General features: G+C 39.1%; 16 protein-coding genes and 1 other annotated feature. Of the genes, 6 read left to right on the top strand and 10 right to left on the bottom strand.

All coding sequences use genetic code 11. The features are described from left to right. Positions 1-34: 34 nt before the first annotated feature. From rarD to refZ, 6 genes are all read right to left on the bottom strand, one after another. Entirely contained in the window at positions 35-967 is a 933-nt protein-coding gene (rarD, locus tag COD92_RS29850; protein WP_098532039.1) for an EamA family transporter RarD, read from the bottom strand. A gap of 170 nt (positions 968-1137) precedes the next feature. Continuing rightward, entirely contained in the window at positions 1138-1341 is a 204-nt protein-coding gene (locus COD92_RS29845) for an alpha/beta-type small acid-soluble spore protein (protein WP_098532038.1), read from the bottom strand. A gap of 99 nt (positions 1342-1440) precedes the next feature. Next, positions 1441-2646, bottom strand: coding sequence for a tRNA uracil 4-sulfurtransferase ThiI (gene thiI / locus COD92_RS29840; RefSeq protein WP_098532037.1), 1206 nt, complete (start codon positions 2644-2646; stop codon positions 1441-1443). Beyond that, positions 2647-3789 (bottom strand): cysteine desulfurase family protein, encoded by a 1143-nt coding sequence (locus tag COD92_RS29835; protein ID WP_098532036.1) that lies wholly within the window; start codon positions 3787-3789, stop codon positions 2647-2649. A gap of 117 nt (positions 3790-3906) precedes the next feature. Then, the gene (gene ezrA / locus COD92_RS29830) at positions 3907-5595 is read right to left on the bottom strand and encodes a septation ring formation regulator EzrA (protein WP_098532035.1); all 1689 of its coding nucleotides are present in this window, start codon (positions 5593-5595) and stop codon (positions 3907-3909) included. A gap of 163 nt (positions 5596-5758) precedes the next feature. Next, positions 5759-6391 carry a forespore capture DNA-binding protein RefZ gene (gene refZ, locus COD92_RS29825; RefSeq protein ID WP_098532034.1) on the bottom strand — a complete coding sequence of 211 codons (633 nt, stop codon included), beginning with the start codon at positions 6389-6391 and terminating at the stop codon, positions 5759-5761. 145 nt (positions 6392-6536) lie between these two features. On the opposite strand from refZ, the gene COD92_RS29820 reads away from it, so the two are divergent. Then, complete coding sequence (locus COD92_RS29820) at positions 6537-7019, top strand: GAF domain-containing protein (protein WP_098532033.1); 483 nt, start codon at positions 6537-6539, stop codon at positions 7017-7019. Between the two features lie 80 nt (positions 7020-7099). On the opposite strand, the gene COD92_RS29815 is transcribed toward COD92_RS29820, so the two are convergent. Next, positions 7100-8500 carry a sensor domain-containing diguanylate cyclase gene (locus COD92_RS29815; protein ID WP_255286752.1) on the bottom strand — a complete coding sequence of 467 codons (1401 nt, stop codon included), beginning with the start codon at positions 8498-8500 and terminating at the stop codon, positions 7100-7102. 395 nt (positions 8501-8895) lie between these two features. Here COD92_RS29815 and rpsD point away from each other — a divergent pair, with 395 nt between their 5' ends. Then, positions 8896-9498, top strand: coding sequence for a 30S ribosomal protein S4 (rpsD, locus tag COD92_RS29810; protein ID WP_098532031.1), 603 nt, complete (start codon positions 8896-8898; stop codon positions 9496-9498). Positions 9499-9544: 46 nt separating this feature from the next. On the opposite strand, the gene COD92_RS29805 is transcribed toward rpsD, so the two are convergent. Continuing rightward, positions 9545-9733: a DUF6954 family protein gene (locus tag COD92_RS29805; protein WP_098532030.1), complete on the bottom strand. Its 189-nt coding sequence runs from the start codon at positions 9731-9733 to the stop codon at positions 9545-9547. Between the two features lie 247 nt (positions 9734-9980). Next, on the bottom strand, positions 9981-11237 hold the full coding sequence (gene tyrS / locus COD92_RS29800; RefSeq protein ID WP_098532029.1) for a tyrosine--tRNA ligase: 1257 nt from the start codon (positions 11235-11237) through the stop codon (positions 9981-9983). Positions 11238-11288: 51 nt separating this feature from the next. Then, positions 11289-11510 (bottom strand) — a binding site (T-box leader). 148 nt (positions 11511-11658) lie between these two features. Here tyrS and COD92_RS29795 point away from each other — a divergent pair. Next, complete coding sequence (locus COD92_RS29795; RefSeq protein WP_098532028.1) at positions 11659-14481, top strand: transglycosylase domain-containing protein; 2823 nt, start codon at positions 11659-11661, stop codon at positions 14479-14481. 17 nt (positions 14482-14498) lie between these two features. Here COD92_RS29795 and acsA read toward each other — a convergent pair whose 3' ends face one another. Next, a complete protein-coding gene (gene acsA, locus COD92_RS29790) occupies positions 14499-16217 on the bottom strand; it encodes an acetate--CoA ligase (protein WP_098532027.1) in 1719 nt (572 codons plus the stop codon). Between the two features lie 200 nt (positions 16218-16417). On the opposite strand from acsA, the gene COD92_RS29785 reads away from it, so the two are divergent. From COD92_RS29785 to COD92_RS29775, 3 genes are all read left to right on the top strand, one after another. Further along, the gene (locus tag COD92_RS29785; protein ID WP_098532026.1) at positions 16418-17050 is read left to right on the top strand and encodes a GNAT family N-acetyltransferase; all 633 of its coding nucleotides are present in this window, start codon (positions 16418-16420) and stop codon (positions 17048-17050) included. Between the two features lie 86 nt (positions 17051-17136). Further along, the gene (locus COD92_RS29780) at positions 17137-17784 is read left to right on the top strand and encodes an acetoin utilization AcuB family protein (protein ID WP_098532025.1); all 648 of its coding nucleotides are present in this window, start codon (positions 17137-17139) and stop codon (positions 17782-17784) included. Further along, entirely contained in the window at positions 17781-18971 is a 1191-nt protein-coding gene (locus tag COD92_RS29775) for an acetoin utilization protein AcuC (RefSeq protein ID WP_098532024.1), read from the top strand. The genes COD92_RS29780 and COD92_RS29775 overlap by 4 nt, the downstream gene beginning before the upstream one ends. Position 18972 lies beyond the last annotated feature (1 nt).

Raw genomic sequence — 18972 nt, 5'->3', positions numbered from 1 at the left:
TCGGGGCTGACCAAGGCGCTAGTGCTTTTCTTAGTTAAAGTGCAGCTCTGTTTTCGTTTGAAAGCTTAACTTTTCTATGAGTAAACCATTTTGTTTTTGAAAGTGAATAAATGGCTACAGCAGCCCAAATAAACATAAAGGATAGCAATTGTATTTTAGAAAAATGCTCATCATAGACAAAAACACCTAAAATTAGTGTTAACGTTGGTGAAATATATTGCAGGAAGCCCAGTAAAGAAAGTGGTATCTTTTGAGCTCCTTTTGCAAAATAAAGCAGTGGTATCGCAGTAGCTGCACCTGCACCTATCAATAATAAATCCGTTCCCCAACCGGCGGTAAATAAAGAATTAGATCGATTTAGGAATAAGTAAATCATATAAATAGCAGCAATTGGTGCAAGCACCATAGTTTCTAACGTCAAACCAACCGACGATTCCACATTAATCATCTTTTTAGCAAGCCCATACAAACCAAAGGATAAAGCAAGAGTTATTGCAATCCATGGAAATACACCATGTGAAATAGTTATAATGACTACTCCAATTACAGCCAGGATAAAAGATACAAGTTGCACAACCGTTAATTTTTCATTAAGGACAATCATGCCAAGTAAGATACTAATAAGCGGATTAATATAGTAGCCTAGACTTGCCTCAATCATATGGCCGCTATTCACCGCCCAAATATAGACAAACCAATTAACGCTTATTAATAACGAGGCAATGGTCAGGGCATACATCTGTTTTTTATTCTCCGTGAAACCTTTTAAGGTATAAACAAATAAACTCCATTTATTTGTTATGACTAGAACAAGCAACATAAAAATAAACGACCAAAAAATTCGGTTTGCAAGGATTTCCGTTGCATTTACTTGTTCTAAAAATTTCCAATAAATCGGCAGTAATCCCCAAAGAAAATAAGAAAAGCCGGCATGGACCGCTCCCATCTTTGTATTTGTTTTTTTCATCTGTCTTCCGATCCCCTTAATGTTTCTAATTTCGAAATACTCTTTATTATACATCTTAAATAATAAATTAAAAGACCTTTTTGTTTGCGCAATTTATTCCAGTTTAATGAAAATGAAAGAGAGTGGGAGGTAAACCTCCACACTCTCTGTAGCCATCTTATTCAATTTGATTAACGAGAAAATCCGCCGCCTAATTGTTGTTCAGCCATAGAAACTAGACGCTTAGTGATTTCACCACCAACAGAACCGTTAGCACGTGAAGTAGTGTCAGCACCAAGATTTACACCAAATTCTTGAGCAATTTCATATTTCATTTGATCAAGAGCTTGTTCAACACCAGGAACTAATAAGTTGTTTGAGTTGTTGCTTGCCATGTGATATCACCTCCTTGTGAGTATAGAATGTGTAGAAACTCTAAAGTTCATTCTATAATCCAATTGGTAATTATTCACAAAAATTTAATATTTTGTTTATTAAAATAATGAATTAAATTCTGAGTTTTGCTCTTCAGGTTGAATGACAAGAGTTTCAACCTGTTGGACTGCCTCATTAATTAGAGGGGTAAAATCAAAATAGCTTTCATAATGCTGGACTTTCTCCCGACGCGGCTTTGTTTTAGGAGAGGCAGGAACAAAGATTGTGCAGCAGTCCTCAAAAGGCCTATTCGATATTTCGAGAGTATCTATTTCATGCGCGATTTTGATTATATCGGTTTTGTCCATCATAATCAATGGACGGAGAATGGGGGTGTTCGTCACCTCATTAATCGTAAACATACTTTCTAAGGTTTGGCTCGCTACCTGACCAAGGCTCTCACCCGTAATAATCGCTAGCCCCTCCTGTTTAATCCGAATTTCATCGGCAATTCGAAGCATCATTCTTCTGGTTGAAGTCATTGAATAATTTTCAGGGATTTGTTCGCGAACAGCCTGTTGAACGCTGGTAAAAGGGACTATATGAAGCTTAATATTACTTCCATAAATTTCGGCCAGCTTCTTAGTAAGGTCTACTACCTTTTCTTTCGAACGTTCACTTGTAAATGGAGGGCTATGAAAATGAATCGCTTCAATTTCTAATCCTCGTTTCATTGCCAGGTAACCGGCAACAGGGCTATCGATTCCTCCAGACAACATGAGCATTGCTCTTCCGTTCGAGCCGCTCGGCATTCCGCCAGCACCTGGAATCGTTTCACACGATAAATAAATCGCGTTTTCTCTGACTTCAATTCGTAAATTGATATCCGGATTCTTTACATCTACACGAAGTCCAGGGATATTCTGAAGTAAATAGCCGCCAATGGTTCGGTTGATCCCATCTGTATTTAACTCGAATGTTTTATCTGAACGTTTTGGGGTAACTTTAAAGGTCTGCCCTTCCTTATAATGTGACCTTACGAAATCCAATGCCGAGTTTTTAAGAGCCTCAACATTCCTTTCCACCTTAATCGCCGGACTAAAGGATTGAATCCCAAATATATGTTTTAGTTTTCCGATAATTTCTATTCCGCTTTCCCCATTTAATAAAACATACATCCGATCCCGGCTGGCCTCTATTTTAATATTTGGAAAAGGTACCAGGGCAATTTTCACGCTTTTTCTAAGCTTCTCAACAAACTTATGGCGATTTCGTCCCTTTGTGGATATTTCACCATAACGTATTAAAATACGGTCATAATTCATTTATTTCATAACCTTTCGTAATTGGTTTGCACACTTTTTAATCGCAGTAATGGCTGCTCTTGCCTCTTCTTCTGTATTATCAAAAGTGAGACTGATTCGAATCGAACTATCCGCTAATTTTTCCGCAATCCCCATTGCAAGCAGTGTTTTGCTCGGTGATTTCTTCTTTGACGAACAGGCACTTGTCGTGGAAACGAACACACCTTCCTGTTCTAATGCATGGATAAATACTTCCGATTTTATTCCTTCTAGTGAGAAATTTAATATATTGGGTGCGGCCCCTTCGAGCGGTGTATGGATATTCACACCTTCTATTTCATTTAATTCTTTCCGCAGACTGGACTGGATTCTTTTCATGTTCGTGATTCCAAGCTCACTTTTACCCATTGTGATTCTTAAGGCCTTTGCCAGCGCAACGAATCCCGCCACATTTTCCGTACCACTGCGCATCTTGCGCTCTTGATTGCCGCCAGATAATAAGGGTGCAAGTCTTGCTCCTTCTCGAACAAACAATACACCCGTCCCTTTTAAGCCGTGGAATTTATGAGCTGATAACGAACAAAAATCAACCCTGTTTTTGTACAAGGACAACGGATCTTTTCCAACCGCCTGAACAGAATCGACGTGAAATAAAATGTTGGGATGTTTTTTCAACAGTTCCCCAATTTCGGCAATCGGCTGTATGGTCCCAACTTCATTATTAACCTGCATGATGGATATTAATATGGTATCTTTCCGAATCGCTTTATCTAGATCATCAACAGAGACTCTTCCATTTTGGTCTACTGGCAAGTACGTAATGTCAAACCCTTCCCCGGAAAGCTGCTCCATTACTGCCAAAACAGATGCATGTTCGACACTTGAAGTAATGATATGCCGCCCTTTATTTCGGTGCAATTGAGCAGCCCCTTTAATGGCCATATTATTACTCTCTGTACCTCCTGAGGTAAAATATATTTCAGCCGGCCTTACCTTTAGCAGCTTTGCTACCTGGTCCCTAGCCTGTGTCAGCAGTCTCTCTGCCTGTCCTCCTATACTATGCAATGAGGAAGGATTGCCAAAATATTCACTTGAAACCGTCAAAAAGGACTCTAAAACTTCTTTATATGGTTTAGTTGTTGCACTATTATCAAAATAAATCATGTTGTGGTCTCCTCCCCGCCCAGACACTTAACAAAAATAAATCTTATCATATTTAGGTTCATTTGAAAAAGAAAAAACCGATTCAAGCCTTATGGCTGAATCGGTTTCCTCTCAAACCTATTCCGTTACAGTTGCTGCTTTTATTTTCTTTAATGCCTGTGGATCAATTCCTTCAAGTGAAGCTGCGACCTGCTCTAATGCTTCCTGATAATCATAATGCCTAAAAGCATCTTCCGCATCTGCTAAACCTTTTGCAATTGATGGGTACTGGCTGCGATAACGATTTCCATACTGAATTGCTTTTTCGGCTAATGTAACATTTTCAATTAACTCATAAGTAGTTGTCACAAGCTTATCAACTGTTAACACAGCAACTTCTAGGTATTGATTAAGAGCCGAGACATTAAGCGGCTTTTCTTCAAGCTGGTAACGAACGTTTTGGATGCTTTCGTTTGTATCTTCGAATAGAAATTGGTAATCTGAAGGCAAACCAGGAACATTGTTTTTCTTCACAATCCGGATTGTTTCGCCCACTTTTTTTGTTAATTCTTTCACTTTTTCCCGCGCTTCGATTTCATCTTTACGTAACGCTTGAAGTTTTAAGGCAAAGGCCTGCTGTCCTTCACGAATGAGATCCAGCTGTTCTTTAATTGAATTCAGTTCATTGCTAAGTGCCGTTTGTGCTGTGTCGTTCATCTTCAATTTTTCAACTAATATTTCATAGTGCTTATAGACAGTGGATAACTCTTTTTCAAGCTGCCTCTGTGTTTCAAAATCACTATCAGATAATTGATAGCTTTGTTGAACCGCAAACACCTCATTTGATAGCTCCTTATTCTCTTTTTGAGCAGAAGCTAAAAGCTCATAAGCTGCTTTTTCGTTCTTAATCACAAAATGTTTAGCGTGAACTTCTTGTTCCAAAAGATCAAAGAGGACATCAACTCGATCCTTTATTTCTTTGACCCCTTCCTCTGCTTGATCGATTTCAGCTGATTCAATCAACATTAAAATTCCAGCAAGCTTTTCTTCCAAACGTTTAATTTCTTGCTCAACGTTAATGTGATCTAAATAGTAATCTTGACCAATCATTTCACGGTGTCCCTCTAAACAATCAGATAACAGATTTGGGAGCAATGATTGACATTCTATTAACATCTGCGGAATTATATTCATATGGTGTTTGATCGTGCCAAGCTGACTATGTATCAGTAAAACGACTTCGCGAGCTTCTAAATAATTTCCTAGACTCGTTTTCTCATCAAATACTTGAAAATGTTGCGCAGCTTCGTTTAAGCGCAATTCTAAGTGTTTTTCTGCATTGCCAAAGCTATGTCGGTGAGCAAGCAGCATTTTTTTTGCTTCACGATATTTCTCTTTTAACTCCTCTATTTCTACTCGGTTTTTTTCCTCACTGCCAACCAGCTCGTGTAACTCATCTAATATATTCTTTATTTCAGTTTCAGTTTCCTGCAATTTGGTATCAATTGCTTGTTGTACCTCTTTTGCCTTTCTAAAGCGGTACCGGTCAATATATTCTTCCGCATCAAAAAGCATTTCTTCTAAATCAGGGAGCCTTACAGTAACAACATCATCCCATTGGTTCCGCCAACGTTCAAACAGCTCCTCTGTTTGGCCAGTCATATTTAACTGCTTTACTTTAGACATTTCATCCAGTATCGGTCGATTAAATAAATCTATTTTCCATGCTTCAAGTCGATCCATTTCTCTAAAGTACTTTTTCTTTATTAAATATCCCCATACAAACAAGGCTAGTATCAGGATGAAAAAACCAATGAAATACTTCACAAGTAAGCCTCCTATTTCAAACAACATTGATTCGAATTCATCTATAATTAATAAATTTATTTATGTTCCCATTCAATGCTATAATGATACCATGTTAACGACATTTTTTGACTATTAATTTCAATTTTTTTGTAAAATAGAATAAAAAAAATAGCGATAACCGCTATTTTATAACTACCCCTTTCATAATTGGCCCTTCAAAACATAGGGTTTTATCGATCCAAGCGTGTAGATCTTTTAAATACTTTTGCTCAAAAAATGGCTCATTGGGGAAAATGTATAAAACTTCTCTCATATATTGTGTATTCATAAATGGCATCATTAACAAACTCTTTAATTGGATAATTAAATATGGTATGGAATGCGGACGAAATTCCTGCCATTCAAAACCTCTTTCAAATATCTTCTGTAAATAATATTTTTCTTTCAAGGAATAGGTGGACATAATCTCTCTTACCACTTGTGAATCCATCGACATTTCCCGATAGACAAAACTGGCAAGCTGACTATTTTCACATTGATAATGAAGTAAATCTGCGACAATCCTCTTTAAACATTCTTTTGCACCACGATCGATGGAGAGATACGCTTCTTCTATCTTATTGATATATTGTTCAAAAAAATGCAGAAAGCAGTATTCTAAGAGTCCTGGTTTATTATTAAAATAGTAGGCAATAGTGGCCGTGTTTACTTTTGCTAAGTTTGCAATATCCCTTACAGACGTTCCTGAATACCCATTTGAATTGAACAACGATATGGCCGCATTAACAATTGCTTCCTTTGCATTTTTCTTCATGTATTCTCCTCCTTAGGTATCCCTTACATAAGGATTTCTGTATAATCATGACTGAATCCTTTATGAAATTATCGACAAAGTCTGCTCAATTCCGCTATTTTTGATAAAATAATAAATAACTCATAAGAGAAAAAGGTGAAATTACTTGTTTAACGTCGAAATGTATACAGGAAATCGTGAAGAAAATTATGAGCTTGTCAAAAAACAATTGCAGGCATTGCTTCATGATGAGAAAAATCAAATGGCTAATCTCAGCAATACCTCTGCTCTATTAAACCAATTTCTCAACCGCATTAACTGGGTTGGTTTTTATTTAATGGATACAAATGGAGAACTTGTCCTTGGTCCTTTTCAAGGTCTGCCTGCTTGTGTAAGGATTCAAGTCGGTAAGGGCGTTTGCGGAACTTCTGCTTTGAAAAAGGAAACGGTCCGAGTGGAAGACGTTCACCAATTCCCAGGCCATATCGCCTGTGATGCAGCTTCACGATCCGAAATTGTAATTCCACTCTTAAAAGATGGTGAATTATTTGGAGTTTTGGACATCGATTCTCCGGAAGTGAACCGCTTTGATGAGCTTGATCAGCAAAAGCTTGAAGAGTTGGCAGCTGTCTTAATGGAGCATATTTAAGTACAACCCAAACTTAAAGGGTAGTTTGAATTAAGAAGAGCACAGATTTCATTCTGTGCTCTTTTTATCGAATAAACGGGCTAACCTACCATGCTGGGATTGCCTTCGATGACAACTTTGTTCTTACCAGTTTCTTTTGCCCGATATAACGCTTCATCTGCTCTTTTAAATAAATTTTGATAGGTATCTTGGTGGTCTTTTTTCCAAAAGGAAACACCACAGGATACTGTAATATGCGGTTCTGATCGTTCTGATACCTTATTAAGAATCCTTTGTGAAATGGCAACACCAGATTCTAATGAAACCCGGGGCAGATAAATAGCAAGCTCTTCTCCGCCCCAGCGGGCACCAATATCACTTTCTCGAATACTTCCTTTAATTAGATTCGCCACTTGGATAAGTATCATATCTCCAATTTGATGGCCGTAGGTATCATTTATTTCTTTAAAATTATCAATATCAATCAGAATAAAGGTTCCTTCTTCATCTTTATTCATGGATTGCTGTATTTTTTCATCCAAGAACTTTCTGGAATGAAGCTTTGTAAGGTGGTCCGTGATCACCAGTTTTTCAAGTTCATCTCTTAAAAGAGCATTGGTTAAGGCTAAAGAAGAATGGTGAACCAAAGATTGAAGCAGCTTAAACGCCTCAAACGGGAAGAAGTAGGGATCTTGATGCATAATAATGGAGAAGCCTTTCATCTTCTTATTAACTACAACGGGAACAGCCATTACAGAATGAAACGGCAAATGGAAATTTAGGGGAAGATTCAAATCTCCAATAAATAATGGTTCGTTATTCTGTTGAAATTTTCTCTTTATGTAGTCAATGTAGATTCGAGACTGTTGTGTGAAAAAGAAAGGTGTCGAACCAGAGAGAACTTTCGCATCTAGTTGGTCCTTGGTAAACAGGAAAAAGCCAACCTCTTCGGCCTCAAAAGAGCTCTTAATTTGTTCAGACATATAGATCATGGTATCTACTAAAGGCTGATTTGAATTCAATTGATGTGAAGTTTTATTGATCAATTGCAGATCAGAAATAGCTCTTTGCGATTGCTGATGTAGTTTAGCATTTTCCAAGGCACTGCCAGCACTTGTTGATAATAACCTGATAAACTCTACTTCACCGGCTGGAAATTCCGTTACTTCCGGTGCAATGACTTGCATAACACCATAAATCCCCGACTTACCTTTTAATGGGGCATAGAGAGCAGCATGCTTAGTCACATCTGAGCTCTCAAATTGGATTTCACCAGACTCATAGGCATTAATGACCGTCATATTTTCACTATCATATTCTAAGTCAATAATTGGCAGGTCACTATGATTATAGGTGTCTTGTGATAAAAGTAAGTGGTAGGAATAATTAGGATATATTTCTTTTAGCGTGACGAATAATTCTCCTAATAAGGTGTCCACATTCAAGGTTGAGTGTAACTTTTCAGATAATTGAAATAACTCTTTATACTTTTCTACTTCCAATAGTAAATCCCCTTTTAGAGAAAACCAACTAATCTTATTATAAAATCCCAAATAAATACATCGCATCCTAATTATAGTTAATTTAAGGATGATATTGGAATAATTTTTTTTGATAAATTATTAAATTTTTAAGAACTTTTCCTAGTGACTTCAGTCATATTAAAAATATACTTGACTTACCATGTATAAAAATCATATAATATTCTTTGTGTAAAATATATGCAGCCTATTGAGTTTACTTTATCGGTCTCATTTTGTTCCTCAAACAATTTTTGATGGTGTATCTTGTAACCCTCAGCTGCTAGGGCGAAGGTGCATGAAAACAAAATGTCTTGTAAAGAGTCTCATAACGGTTTTTATTTTACCCAAATAAAAACACTAAGGAGGAGTCATTCATGGCTCGTTATACCGGCCCAAGCTGGAAACTATCCCGTCGTCTTGGAATCTCTCTAAGCGGCACAGGTAAAGAATTAGAAAAGCGTCCTTACGCTCCTGGACAACATGGTCCAAACCAACGCAAAAAGCTTTCTGAATACGGATTACAATTACAAGAGAAGCAAAAGCTTCGTCATATGTATGGTGTAAATGAGCGCCAATTCCGTACACTTTTCGAAAGAGCTGGCAAATTATCTGGTATCCACGGTGAAAACTTCATGGTTCTACTTGAATCACGTCTTGATAACGTTGTTTACCGTTTAGGTCTTGCTCGCACTCGTCGTGCTGCTCGCCAATTAGTAAACCACGGTCATATCCAAGTTAATGGTTCTCGCGTTGATATTCCATCATACCGTGTAACACCAGGACAAACTATCAGCGTTCGTGAAAAATCACGTAACCTTGATGTTGTCAAAGAAGCAGTCGAAGTTAATAACTTTGTACCTGATTTCTTAACTTTCGATGCTGACAAGCTAGAAGGAACTTTCTCTCGTTTACCAGAGCGTTCAGAACTTCCAGCTGAAATTAACGAAGCACTTATCGTTGAGTTCTACTCTCGTTAATCTTTTTGAAAAAAACCCGCATACCATTTTGGCATGCGGGTTTTTTTTATTTTTTAGCAGCCCACCTACATGCTTTTCGATAACAAAAGGCGATAACAAGATATAGGACGATTACAATAACGGCGGTCCAAATTCTTTCTTGCATGACTCCATCAGCCATGAGAACGGGACCAAGCCCGAAAAATGTTACAAGCGACAGGAGAATTATAAAAAATGTGTGTAAAAAGATTTTCACTTTATTACCCCCGATAGTCTTTTTATAATAATAGACGTAGTTCGGAAGTCCCTCGTTACCTTATATGTCGATTAAATTAAAAGTTCGTTATGAGGAAAAGTAGTGCTCGCTTTCTAAAATTCATGTCTTCATGGGGCTTTCATGCGGACAACTCCGCTCACTTACCGGCTTTAGTGTCCTCATGGGAGTTTTGGCCTTTCCTTAAAAACCGAAAAAAACAGGCTCTGGAAACCCAAAGCCCTAATCTTTAATAGTTGATTAACGTGTACTTCTTTTTACCTCTTCTGATAATCGTAAATTGACCTTCAATACGATCTGTTTCCTGAAGGATATACGCTGTCTCTGTCACCTTTTCCCCATTTACCGTTATTGCTCCATTTGTAATATCCTCACGTGCCTGACGCTTTGAAGGAGAAATCTTTGCCGCAACAAGCAAATCAACTAAATTCTCTTCCCCTTCTTTTGCATCATAGGAAGGTACATCTTTAAAGCCTTGCTTAATTTCTGCTGCAGAAAGGTTTTTCACTTCACCGCTAAATAGGGCTTGAGAAATTTTAATCGCCTGCTGCAAAGATTCTTCACCATGAATGAGGCTGGTCATTTCCTCAGCTAAAGCTTTTTGCGCCTTACGCAGATGCGGCTCTTCTTGAACGCTTTGTTCCAGGCTTTCAATTTCTTCATGAGATAGGAAAGTAAAGTATTTCAAGTATTTAACAACATCTGCATCAGCTGTATTAATCCAGAACTGGTAGAATTCGTACGGAGTGGTCTTTTCCGGATCTAGCCAGACAGCACCGCCTTCTGTCTTACCGAATTTGGTTCCATCTGCTTTTGTAACAAGTGGAATCGTAAGACCAAATGCCTTCGATTCTTCATTATGCATTTTCCGGATTAATTCCAGTCCAGATGTGATATTCCCCCACTGGTCACTGCCGCCAATTTGCAATTTACAATTATGGTGGTCATATAGATGATTAAAGTCCATTGCCTGTAAAATCGTGTAGGTGAATTCAGTAAAAGAGATCCCTGTCTCAAGACGTGATGCAATCGTATCCTTGGCAAGCATATAATTAACACCGATATGCTTACCGATATCACGCAAGAACGTCACGATATCCATAGAGCCAGCCCAATCATAGTTATTAACCATAGTCGCTCCATTTTCACCATCAAAGTCAAAGATAGAGGCAAGCTGTTTTTTGATGCCTTCAACATTCTCCTGAACGGTTTCCAAAGTAAGCAATTTACGCTCTTCACTTTTACCGCTTGGGTCTCCAATTAATCCAGTAGCACCGCCGACCAATACGATAGGTCGATGACCATGCTGCTGAAATCTTCTCAGCGTTAGAAACGCAACTAAGTGCCCAATATGCAGGCTATTAGCAGTCGGGTCTACCCCGCAATAAAGCGAAATACTTTCCTTGCTTAATAAATCCTTTAGTCCCTCTTCATCTGTCTGCTGATAAATAATGCCTCTCCATGTTAGATCTTGTAATAAATCCATATTAATCCCTCCAATTAACCTAAAAAAAATAAAAAACGCCCCTGCAAAAAATGCAGGGACGTATAGTCTACGCGGTACCACCCAGCTTGAGGAAAAAATCCTCCAACTCAAATAAAATAACGGTTTAAACCGTTTTCCGCTACTAACAATCGTGTTCACAGAAAAAGCTCAAGGACGTAATTCATTCTTCTATATGTATCAGCTTTCACCACCGCTGACTCTCTTAAAAACAGGGATAGAAGAACTACAGTTGATTCCCTTCACAGCTTTAAATATAAAATATGCTATAGCTTTTTTTACCATATTTCAACACCTCTGTCAAACATCGAACTGGAAATTTCAGAAAATGTAGAAGGTTGTCAGTTTTTGTACCATCGATATGCTATAATGGAGGGGATTTTATAATGAGGTGATGCCCCGAATGAATGAAAAATTGCAAGCATGGATGGAAAAGGCAAAATCCATATTAGACTTGATTACCCATAAAAAAACGGTAAAAGGTGCACGAATTACCTATCAGGTTGTTTGGAACTTAATTCTCCTTGTACTAACTGTTGTCATTCTTGGCGGGTCCTTTGCTACAGGTGTTGGTGCAGGCTACTTTGCCTCACTTGTAAAAGATGAACCCGTCCGCTCATATAACAGTATGAAAAAGGATATTTATAACTATACCGAAACCTCAGACTTATATTTTGCAAATAATGTTTACCTTGGAAGGCTCAGGTCTGATTTGATCCGTGAAGAAGTAAAACTCGATCAAGTATCTACGGATTTAACCAATGCTGTAATAGCGACTGAAGATCAATACTTTTATCAGCATCAAGGGATCGTACCGAAAGCCGTTTTTCGAGCTCTTTTTCAAGAAGTAACAAATTCCGCTGTTCAATCAGGTGGAAGCACCTTAACACAGCAATTGATTAAAAATCAGATTTTAACGAATGAAGTCTCCTTTCAAAGGAAAGCCAATGAAATCCTACTTGCGCTTCGTTTAGAGAAATTCTTCAACAAAAAAGAAATATTAGAAGCGTACCTCAATGTTTCCACCTTCGGAAGGAATTCTTCAGGTCAAAACATTGCCGGTGTTCAAGCAGCTGCAAAAGGAATTTTCGGAAAAAGCGCTAGTGACCTAACACTGCCGCAAGCAGCCTTTATTGCCGGTCTTCCGCAAAGTCCGTTTGGTTATACACCATTTACCAGAGAGGGTACAGTCAAAAACAATCTTGAACCAGGACTTACGAGGATGAAAACCGTTTTAAAAAGAATGTTGGATGGTGGATACATTACTCAGCAGCAATATGCTGAAGCTTCCGCCTACGACATTACTAAAGATTTTATCAAGCCTATACCTAATCCGCTTGAAAAATACCCATGGCTTACATTTGAAATTGAAAAACGTTCTATCGAGACCCTTACCGCTGTGCTGGCCAAAAAAGATGGATACACAGAGAAGGATTTAGAAAATGACGACACTCTTTTTTATAAATATAAAACAATAGCCAATCACGACCTGCACCAAAATGGCTATAAGATTTATACAACAATTGACAAAAATATTTATGATGCCATGCAGACAGTTAAGGATAATTATAAATACTACGGACCTGATAAAGCCGAAGTAAAGAAGGATCCAGAAACCGGGGAAGAAGTAACCGTAATGGAGCCGGTCGAAGTCGGGGCTGAGCTGATTGAAAACAAAACAGGTAAAATCATCAGTTTTGTTGCCGGGAGAAATTATGATAAACAGCAGCTTAATCACGCAACAAGTGCCGTTAGACAGAACGGTTCAACCATGAAACCGCTTCTAGTTTATGGACCGGCCATTGAGTTAGGGAAAGCATCACCTGGAACGCCGCTGCCTGATGTAGCACTAAGTCTTGCCTATGGACGAAGCACACCTTGGCCGCGTAACTATGATTTAAGGTATAGCGGGATTGTTCCTGCCCGTTATGCATTAGCTAAATCATATAACGTGCCTGCCGTTAAACTTTATAAAGAAATTGTGAATCAACAACCGGCAAAATATCTTGAAAAGATGGGCTTTACTTCTCTTAAAAAGCCAGACTATACGAATCTTGCAACTTCGATTGGTTCAATGGAAACAGGGGTAACGATTGAGGAAAATACAAATGCCTTTAGTACATTTGCAAACGATGGGAAATTTATTGATGCCTATATGATTGATAAGATTGTCGATAAAGACGGCAAGATTGTTTATCAGCATGAAGTGAAACCCGTTGATGTCTTTAAACCGCAAACTGCTTACTTAACGCTTGATATGATGCGGGATGTTATTAAAATGGGGACTGCTGCTGGTGTGAAAAGTAAATTAAAGTTTAGTGCAGACTGGGCTGGTAAAACAGGAACTGGTAATGAGTATATCGATTCTTGGTTTGTTGCCACCAACCCTAATGTAACCTTTGGAATTTGGACAGGTTACGATACACCTAAATCGCTAAAGACATCCGGAATGTCCTATAGTCAACGTACAAATAATTTATGGGCAGAACTAATCAATGCCGCTTATGACATCAAGCCGGATCTGGTGGATCCAAAGGAATCTTTCCAGATGCCAAATGGAATCGTTAAACGCTCTTATTGTGCTGTTTCCGGTATGCTGCCATCTGCAGCCTGTTCAAAAGCCGGTTTAATTGAAAGTGATTATTTTAATGTTAATAATGTACCAACAAAAGTAGACGATAGTTTAGTGGAAGGAAAGTTTGTCACTGTAGGTGGTAAAAAATATTTAGCCTTGGATTCCACACCGAAAGAGTTTGCTCAGTTTGGTTTGGTTTTAAACCCGGACTTCATCACTAGAATGGTTGGAAGAAATTTCAATAATTACAGTCAATTGATTCCAAATAGGGGCCGTTGGGGAAAGGTACTTGTTCCTACTGCCAAAATGGTGGATAACGGCAAAAATCCGGATGGAGTTACTCTTTCAGTATCCGGGAATACATTGTCTTGGTCAAAGTCAGGTGACAATGACGTAGTCGGTTACCGAGTATATCAAGGAGGTTCAAAGGTTGCTAACATAAAAAGCGGCTCAAAGCTTTCCTATAAGGCTGAAAGTGGAACCTATCACGTAATTGCTGTGGATATTGCCGGCAAGGTATCTGCTCCATCCAATTCGGTTGAAGTTGGAGCTGCCACTCCACCACCGACTATACCTCCGACTACACCACCGGCACAGAAAGATAAAACAAACGTACCACAGAATCAGAAAAGTAAAACAACCGCACCATGATTGGTGCGGTTGTTTTTTTAATCTTCCATTGTAGAAAGATCGCCTGTCGGCAGATTCAATTCCCATGCCTTTAAGACTCGTCTCATAATCTTACCGCTTCTAGTTTTCGGTAACTTGTCACGGAAATCAATTTCTCTAGGAGCTGCGTGGGCGGCGAGACCCTTCTTAACAAATTGTCTAATCTCTTCTTTCAGTTCTTCAGACGCTTCAAAACCGTCACGTAATGCCACAAACGCTTTAATAATTTCACCGCGGACAGGATCTGGTTTACCAATAACCCCTGCTTCTGCAACAGCTGGGTGCTCAACGAGTTTACTTTCTACTTCAAACGGACCTACACGCTCTCCGGATGTCATAATAACATCATCAACCCTGCCTTGGAACCAGAAGTATCCATCTTCATCCATATAAGCAGAGTCCCCTGAAACATACCAATCACCAGGCATAAAGTAGGATTCATACTTTTCTTGATTATTCCAAATGGTATGCATCATCGATGGCCAGCCCTTTTTAATGGCTAGATTGCCCATTCGATATGGAGGCAGTTCATTTCCTTGATTATCAACAATTGTCGCTTGCACTCCAGGAATTGGTTTCCCCATTGAGCCAGGCTTAATGGCCATACATGGATAATTACTAATTAGCTGTGCTCCCGTTTCCGTCATCCACCAGTTATCATGTATCCGCTTATTAAAGACCTTTGCTCCCCACTTCACCACTTCTGGATTCAAAGGTTCACCTACACTTAGGATATGACGCAGACTGCTTAAATCAAATTTCTTAACTAGTTCATCTCCTGCTCCCATTAGCATCCGGAATGCAGTTGGCGCACTATACCATACGGTAACTCCAAAGTCTTCAATCATTTGATACCAGGATTCAGGGCTAAAACGGCCGCCGACGATGACGTTTGAAGTTCCTGTTAACCAAGGTCCAAAGATGCCATAGGATGTACCTGTCACCCAGCCAGGATCGGCAGTGCACCAGTATACATCATCTTCTTTTAAATCTAACACCCATTTTGCGGTTTGGTAATGTTGAATCATGGCATTATGTACATGCAGTACTCCTTTAGGCTTTCCAGTAGACCCAGATGTATAATGCAGGATTAGGCCATCTCTGCGATCCACCCACTCAATCTTCAGTTCTTTGCTCGCTGACTTAAATTTCTCTAGAAAGTCAATCGTTGATCCTTGCTCTTCTACATTATTCCCAATAACAAAGATATGCTTTAAGGCAGGTAAATCTTGAACAGGGACACGTTCTAACAAATCGGGGGTTGTGACTAGAACTTTTGCTTCACTGTCTTGCAGCCTGTCTCGTACTGCTCCCTCCATGAATGCTTCAAATAATGGTCCGACAATGGCTCCAAGCTTAATCGCACCTAAAACAGTAAAGTAAAGTTCCGGAGAACGTGGCATAAAAATGAAAACACGGTCTCCTTTTTCGACATCACCATAGGTTTTCAAAACATTTGCTGCCTTATTGGATAAATCCTTCATTTCCTTAAAAGTGTACTTTTCATCTCTAGCACCATCACGGTAGTATAGAGCTATCTTATTCTTACGGAAGGTCTTCACATGGCGGTCAATTGCCTCATAAGCCAAATTCACAAGCCCTGTTTCACTCCAGGAAAATTCCTTTTCTGTTTCCTTCCAGTCAAACCGTTCGTACTTTTCCTCATAACTGCCAAGATTATACTCGCCTTGTACAACTGGTAGCGCTTCCACTTTCATCTGAATCTCCTCCTCATTTGCTAGTATGAGATAATTATAGTACAAAAGAGAACTATTCACAATTTTAAAAATATTATTTTCTTGAATTTTATGGCTATTCCCCTATTTCCTTACAAAAAAACTTTTTGAAATTTCTTTTTTCTAATAGTTTTTATGTATAATAGAATTGATACACAACCATCTCTCGAGTAGGTGACAGTATGGAACACAAAAAAACATACAATGCCAAAGAACTAAAAACTCCTCATGGAAACATAATTATTGAAGGCCCAATTTCATCTGATCAACTGGCTGGATATGAATTTCATCAAGACCTCGTAGCATTTCGGCAGCCTGAGCAACAGCACGAGGCGTTGATTGGAATTGCTGACCTTCCAGAAGGAAGAATCATTATCGCTAGGGATTTGCATACCATTGTTGGATATGCAACCTATCTTTATCCTGATCCTCTGGAGCGATGGTCTGAGGGTAAAATGGATAATCTGATTGAATTAGGGGCCATCGAAGTCATTCCCAAATTTAGAGGCTGTTCCGTCGGAAAAAATCTCCTAATCGTCTCCATGATGGATGATGCCATGGAAGATTATATTACGATTACAACTGAATATTATTGGCATTGGGATTTGAAAGGTACAAAATTAAACGTCTGGGAATACCGAAAGGTCATGGAGAAAATGATGAATGCCGGCGGTCTTGAGTGGTATGCAACAGATGACCCTGAGATTTGCTCTCACCCAGCCAACTGTCTAATGGCACGGATAGGAAAAAGAATAGGTGCTGATTCTATTCAACAATTTGACCGTCTTAGGTTTATGAATCGATTTATGTACTAAAAGCGAAAGCGTTAATTAGCGCAGTGCACTAGCTGTTGGTTGCTTACTCCAGACAGCTTAATCTTTATTGTTTGAGGGTGATTTGAATGATAGTAGAAGAAATCATGAAAACAGATGTCGCCGTCCTTTTTCCCGCCGATACGATTGCAGATGCTATTCGATTAATGGATAAACGAAAGATTCGTCACATTCCAATTGTAGATCAAGATTGGCATTTACAAGGCCTGATAACCGTAGCAAAAATAAGCGAAGCAACCCCCTCCATCTTTCACGCAAATGAACATCCAGAAGATTTAAAAAAACCACTAGAAACCATTATGGAGAAAAATGTCATTACAGGGCATCCCCTAGATTTTGTCGAAGAAGCAGCTGGTCTGTTTTATGAACACAAAATCAGCTGTATCCCGATAATTCATGACGGAAAACTAGTAGGAATCGTAACGGAAACCGATTTACTGCGGACAATGGTTGAGTTAACAGGTGCACACCAGCCAGGTTCGCAAATCGAAATCAAGGTTCCTAATCTCGCCGGAGTACTTAGTGATATTACGACTGTGATCAAAAAGAAAAACGCGAATATCCTAAGTGTCCTCGTTTACCCAGATAAAAAGGATGATCATTATAAAATACTTGTCTTAAGGGTGCAAACCATGAACCCGACAGCACTCATTCAAGATCTCAAACAAGCAGGCCATCAGGTCTTATGGCCCAACCTCCCGGGGATATCATCATGAGTGATCAATGCTCCTTTATTTTTTCAGAAGAACTGCTAAAGTATAAATTTAATGATAATCATCCTTTTAATCAATTCCGGCTGCAATTGACCGTTGACCTCTTACAGCATATAAATGCTTTAGCACCTGAACAGATTGTACCACCCAAGATGGCATCTGAAGAGGAATTAGCGCTAGTCCATGACCGCAGCTATATAGAGGCTGTGAAAAAGGCAGGAGAGGGAACTCTTCCAAAAGAAATTGCTGAAAACTATGGGTTAGGTACAGAGGATACACCCGTATTCCCTCATATGCATGAAGCTAGTTCCTTACTGGTTGGCGGAACATTAATGGCAGTGGACCAAGTCATGACAGGAAAAGCTCTGCATGCCCTTCACCTTGGTGGAGGGTTACATCACGGTTTCCGCGGTAAAGCCTCAGGATTCTGTGTCTATAATGATAGCTCTGTTGCCATTAAATATTTGCAGGAAAAGTATCATGCCCGTGTATTATATGTTGATACAGATGCCCATCACGGTGATGGTGTTCAATGGTCGTTTTATGATGACCCTAATGTTTGTACTCTCTCCATCCATGAGACAGGGAGATATTTGTTTCCAGGAACAGGCAGCATTAATGAACGCGGACAAGGTCTCGGATACGGTTATTCGTTTAATATTCCTGTCGATGCCTTTACCGAAGATGAATCGTGGCTGCATGTTTACACGGAATCTATCAAAGAAGTGGCTGAATTTTTTAAACCAGATGTCATCCTTACTCAAAATGGAGCTGACTCCCATTATTATGACCCCTTAACACATCTATCTGCAACGATGAAAATATATCGGGAAATACCTCGGCTTGCACATGAAATTGCCCATCAATACTGTAATGGTAAGTGGATTGCTGTCGGTGGAGGCGGGTATGACATCTGGCGTGTGGTGCCAAGGGCATGGGCACTGATTTGGCTTGAAATGACAGAGAATACGATGGGTTATGGCCGATTACCAGAAGGGTGGATAAATCACTGGCAAAAGGTATCCCCTTTTCCACTACCAATGGAATGGGATGACCCAGAAGGGATCTATACTCCGATCCCAAGAAAAGCAGAAATTACCGAAAAGAATTTACTAACACTTGAAAAAGCTCTTTTCCCTATTCGGGATCAGCAAAAAACGGATACAAATAAGAAAGGGGTTGGCAGTTAAA

This window comes from Bacillus sp. AFS037270 (genome assembly GCF_002585305.1).
The sequence above is the reverse complement of the archived record's forward strand: the minus strand, read 5'-3'. Positions and strand labels throughout refer to the sequence as shown.

Coding starts and splice junctions, on each gene's coding strand:
- rarD (WP_098532039.1), bottom strand. CDS start 967: ATGAAAAAAACAAATACAAAGATGGGAGCGGTCCATGCCGGCTTTTCT.
- COD92_RS29845 (WP_098532038.1), bottom strand. CDS start 1,341: ATGGCAAGCAACAACTCAAACAACTTATTAGTTCCTGGTGTTGAACAA.
- thiI (WP_098532037.1), bottom strand. CDS start 2,646: ATGAATTATGACCGTATTTTAATACGTTATGGTGAAATATCCACAAAG.
- COD92_RS29835 (WP_098532036.1), bottom strand. CDS start 3,789: ATGATTTATTTTGATAATAGTGCAACAACTAAACCATATAAAGAAGTT.
- refZ (WP_098532034.1), bottom strand. CDS start 6,391: ATGAAGAAAAATGCAAAGGAAGCAATTGTTAATGCGGCCATATCGTTG.
- rpsD (WP_098532031.1), top strand. CDS start 8,896: ATGGCTCGTTATACCGGCCCAAGCTGGAAACTATCCCGTCGTCTTGGA.
- tyrS (WP_098532029.1), bottom strand. CDS start 11,237: ATGGATTTATTACAAGATCTAACATGGAGAGGCATTATTTATCAGCAG.
- COD92_RS29795 (WP_098532028.1), top strand. CDS start 11,659: ATGAATGAAAAATTGCAAGCATGGATGGAAAAGGCAAAATCCATATTA.
- acsA (WP_098532027.1), bottom strand. CDS start 16,217: ATGAAAGTGGAAGCGCTACCAGTTGTACAAGGCGAGTATAATCTTGGC.
- COD92_RS29785 (WP_098532026.1), top strand. CDS start 16,418: ATGGAACACAAAAAAACATACAATGCCAAAGAACTAAAAACTCCTCAT.
- COD92_RS29780 (WP_098532025.1), top strand. CDS start 17,137: ATGATAGTAGAAGAAATCATGAAAACAGATGTCGCCGTCCTTTTTCCC.
- COD92_RS29775 (WP_098532024.1), top strand. CDS start 17,781: ATGAGTGATCAATGCTCCTTTATTTTTTCAGAAGAACTGCTAAAGTAT.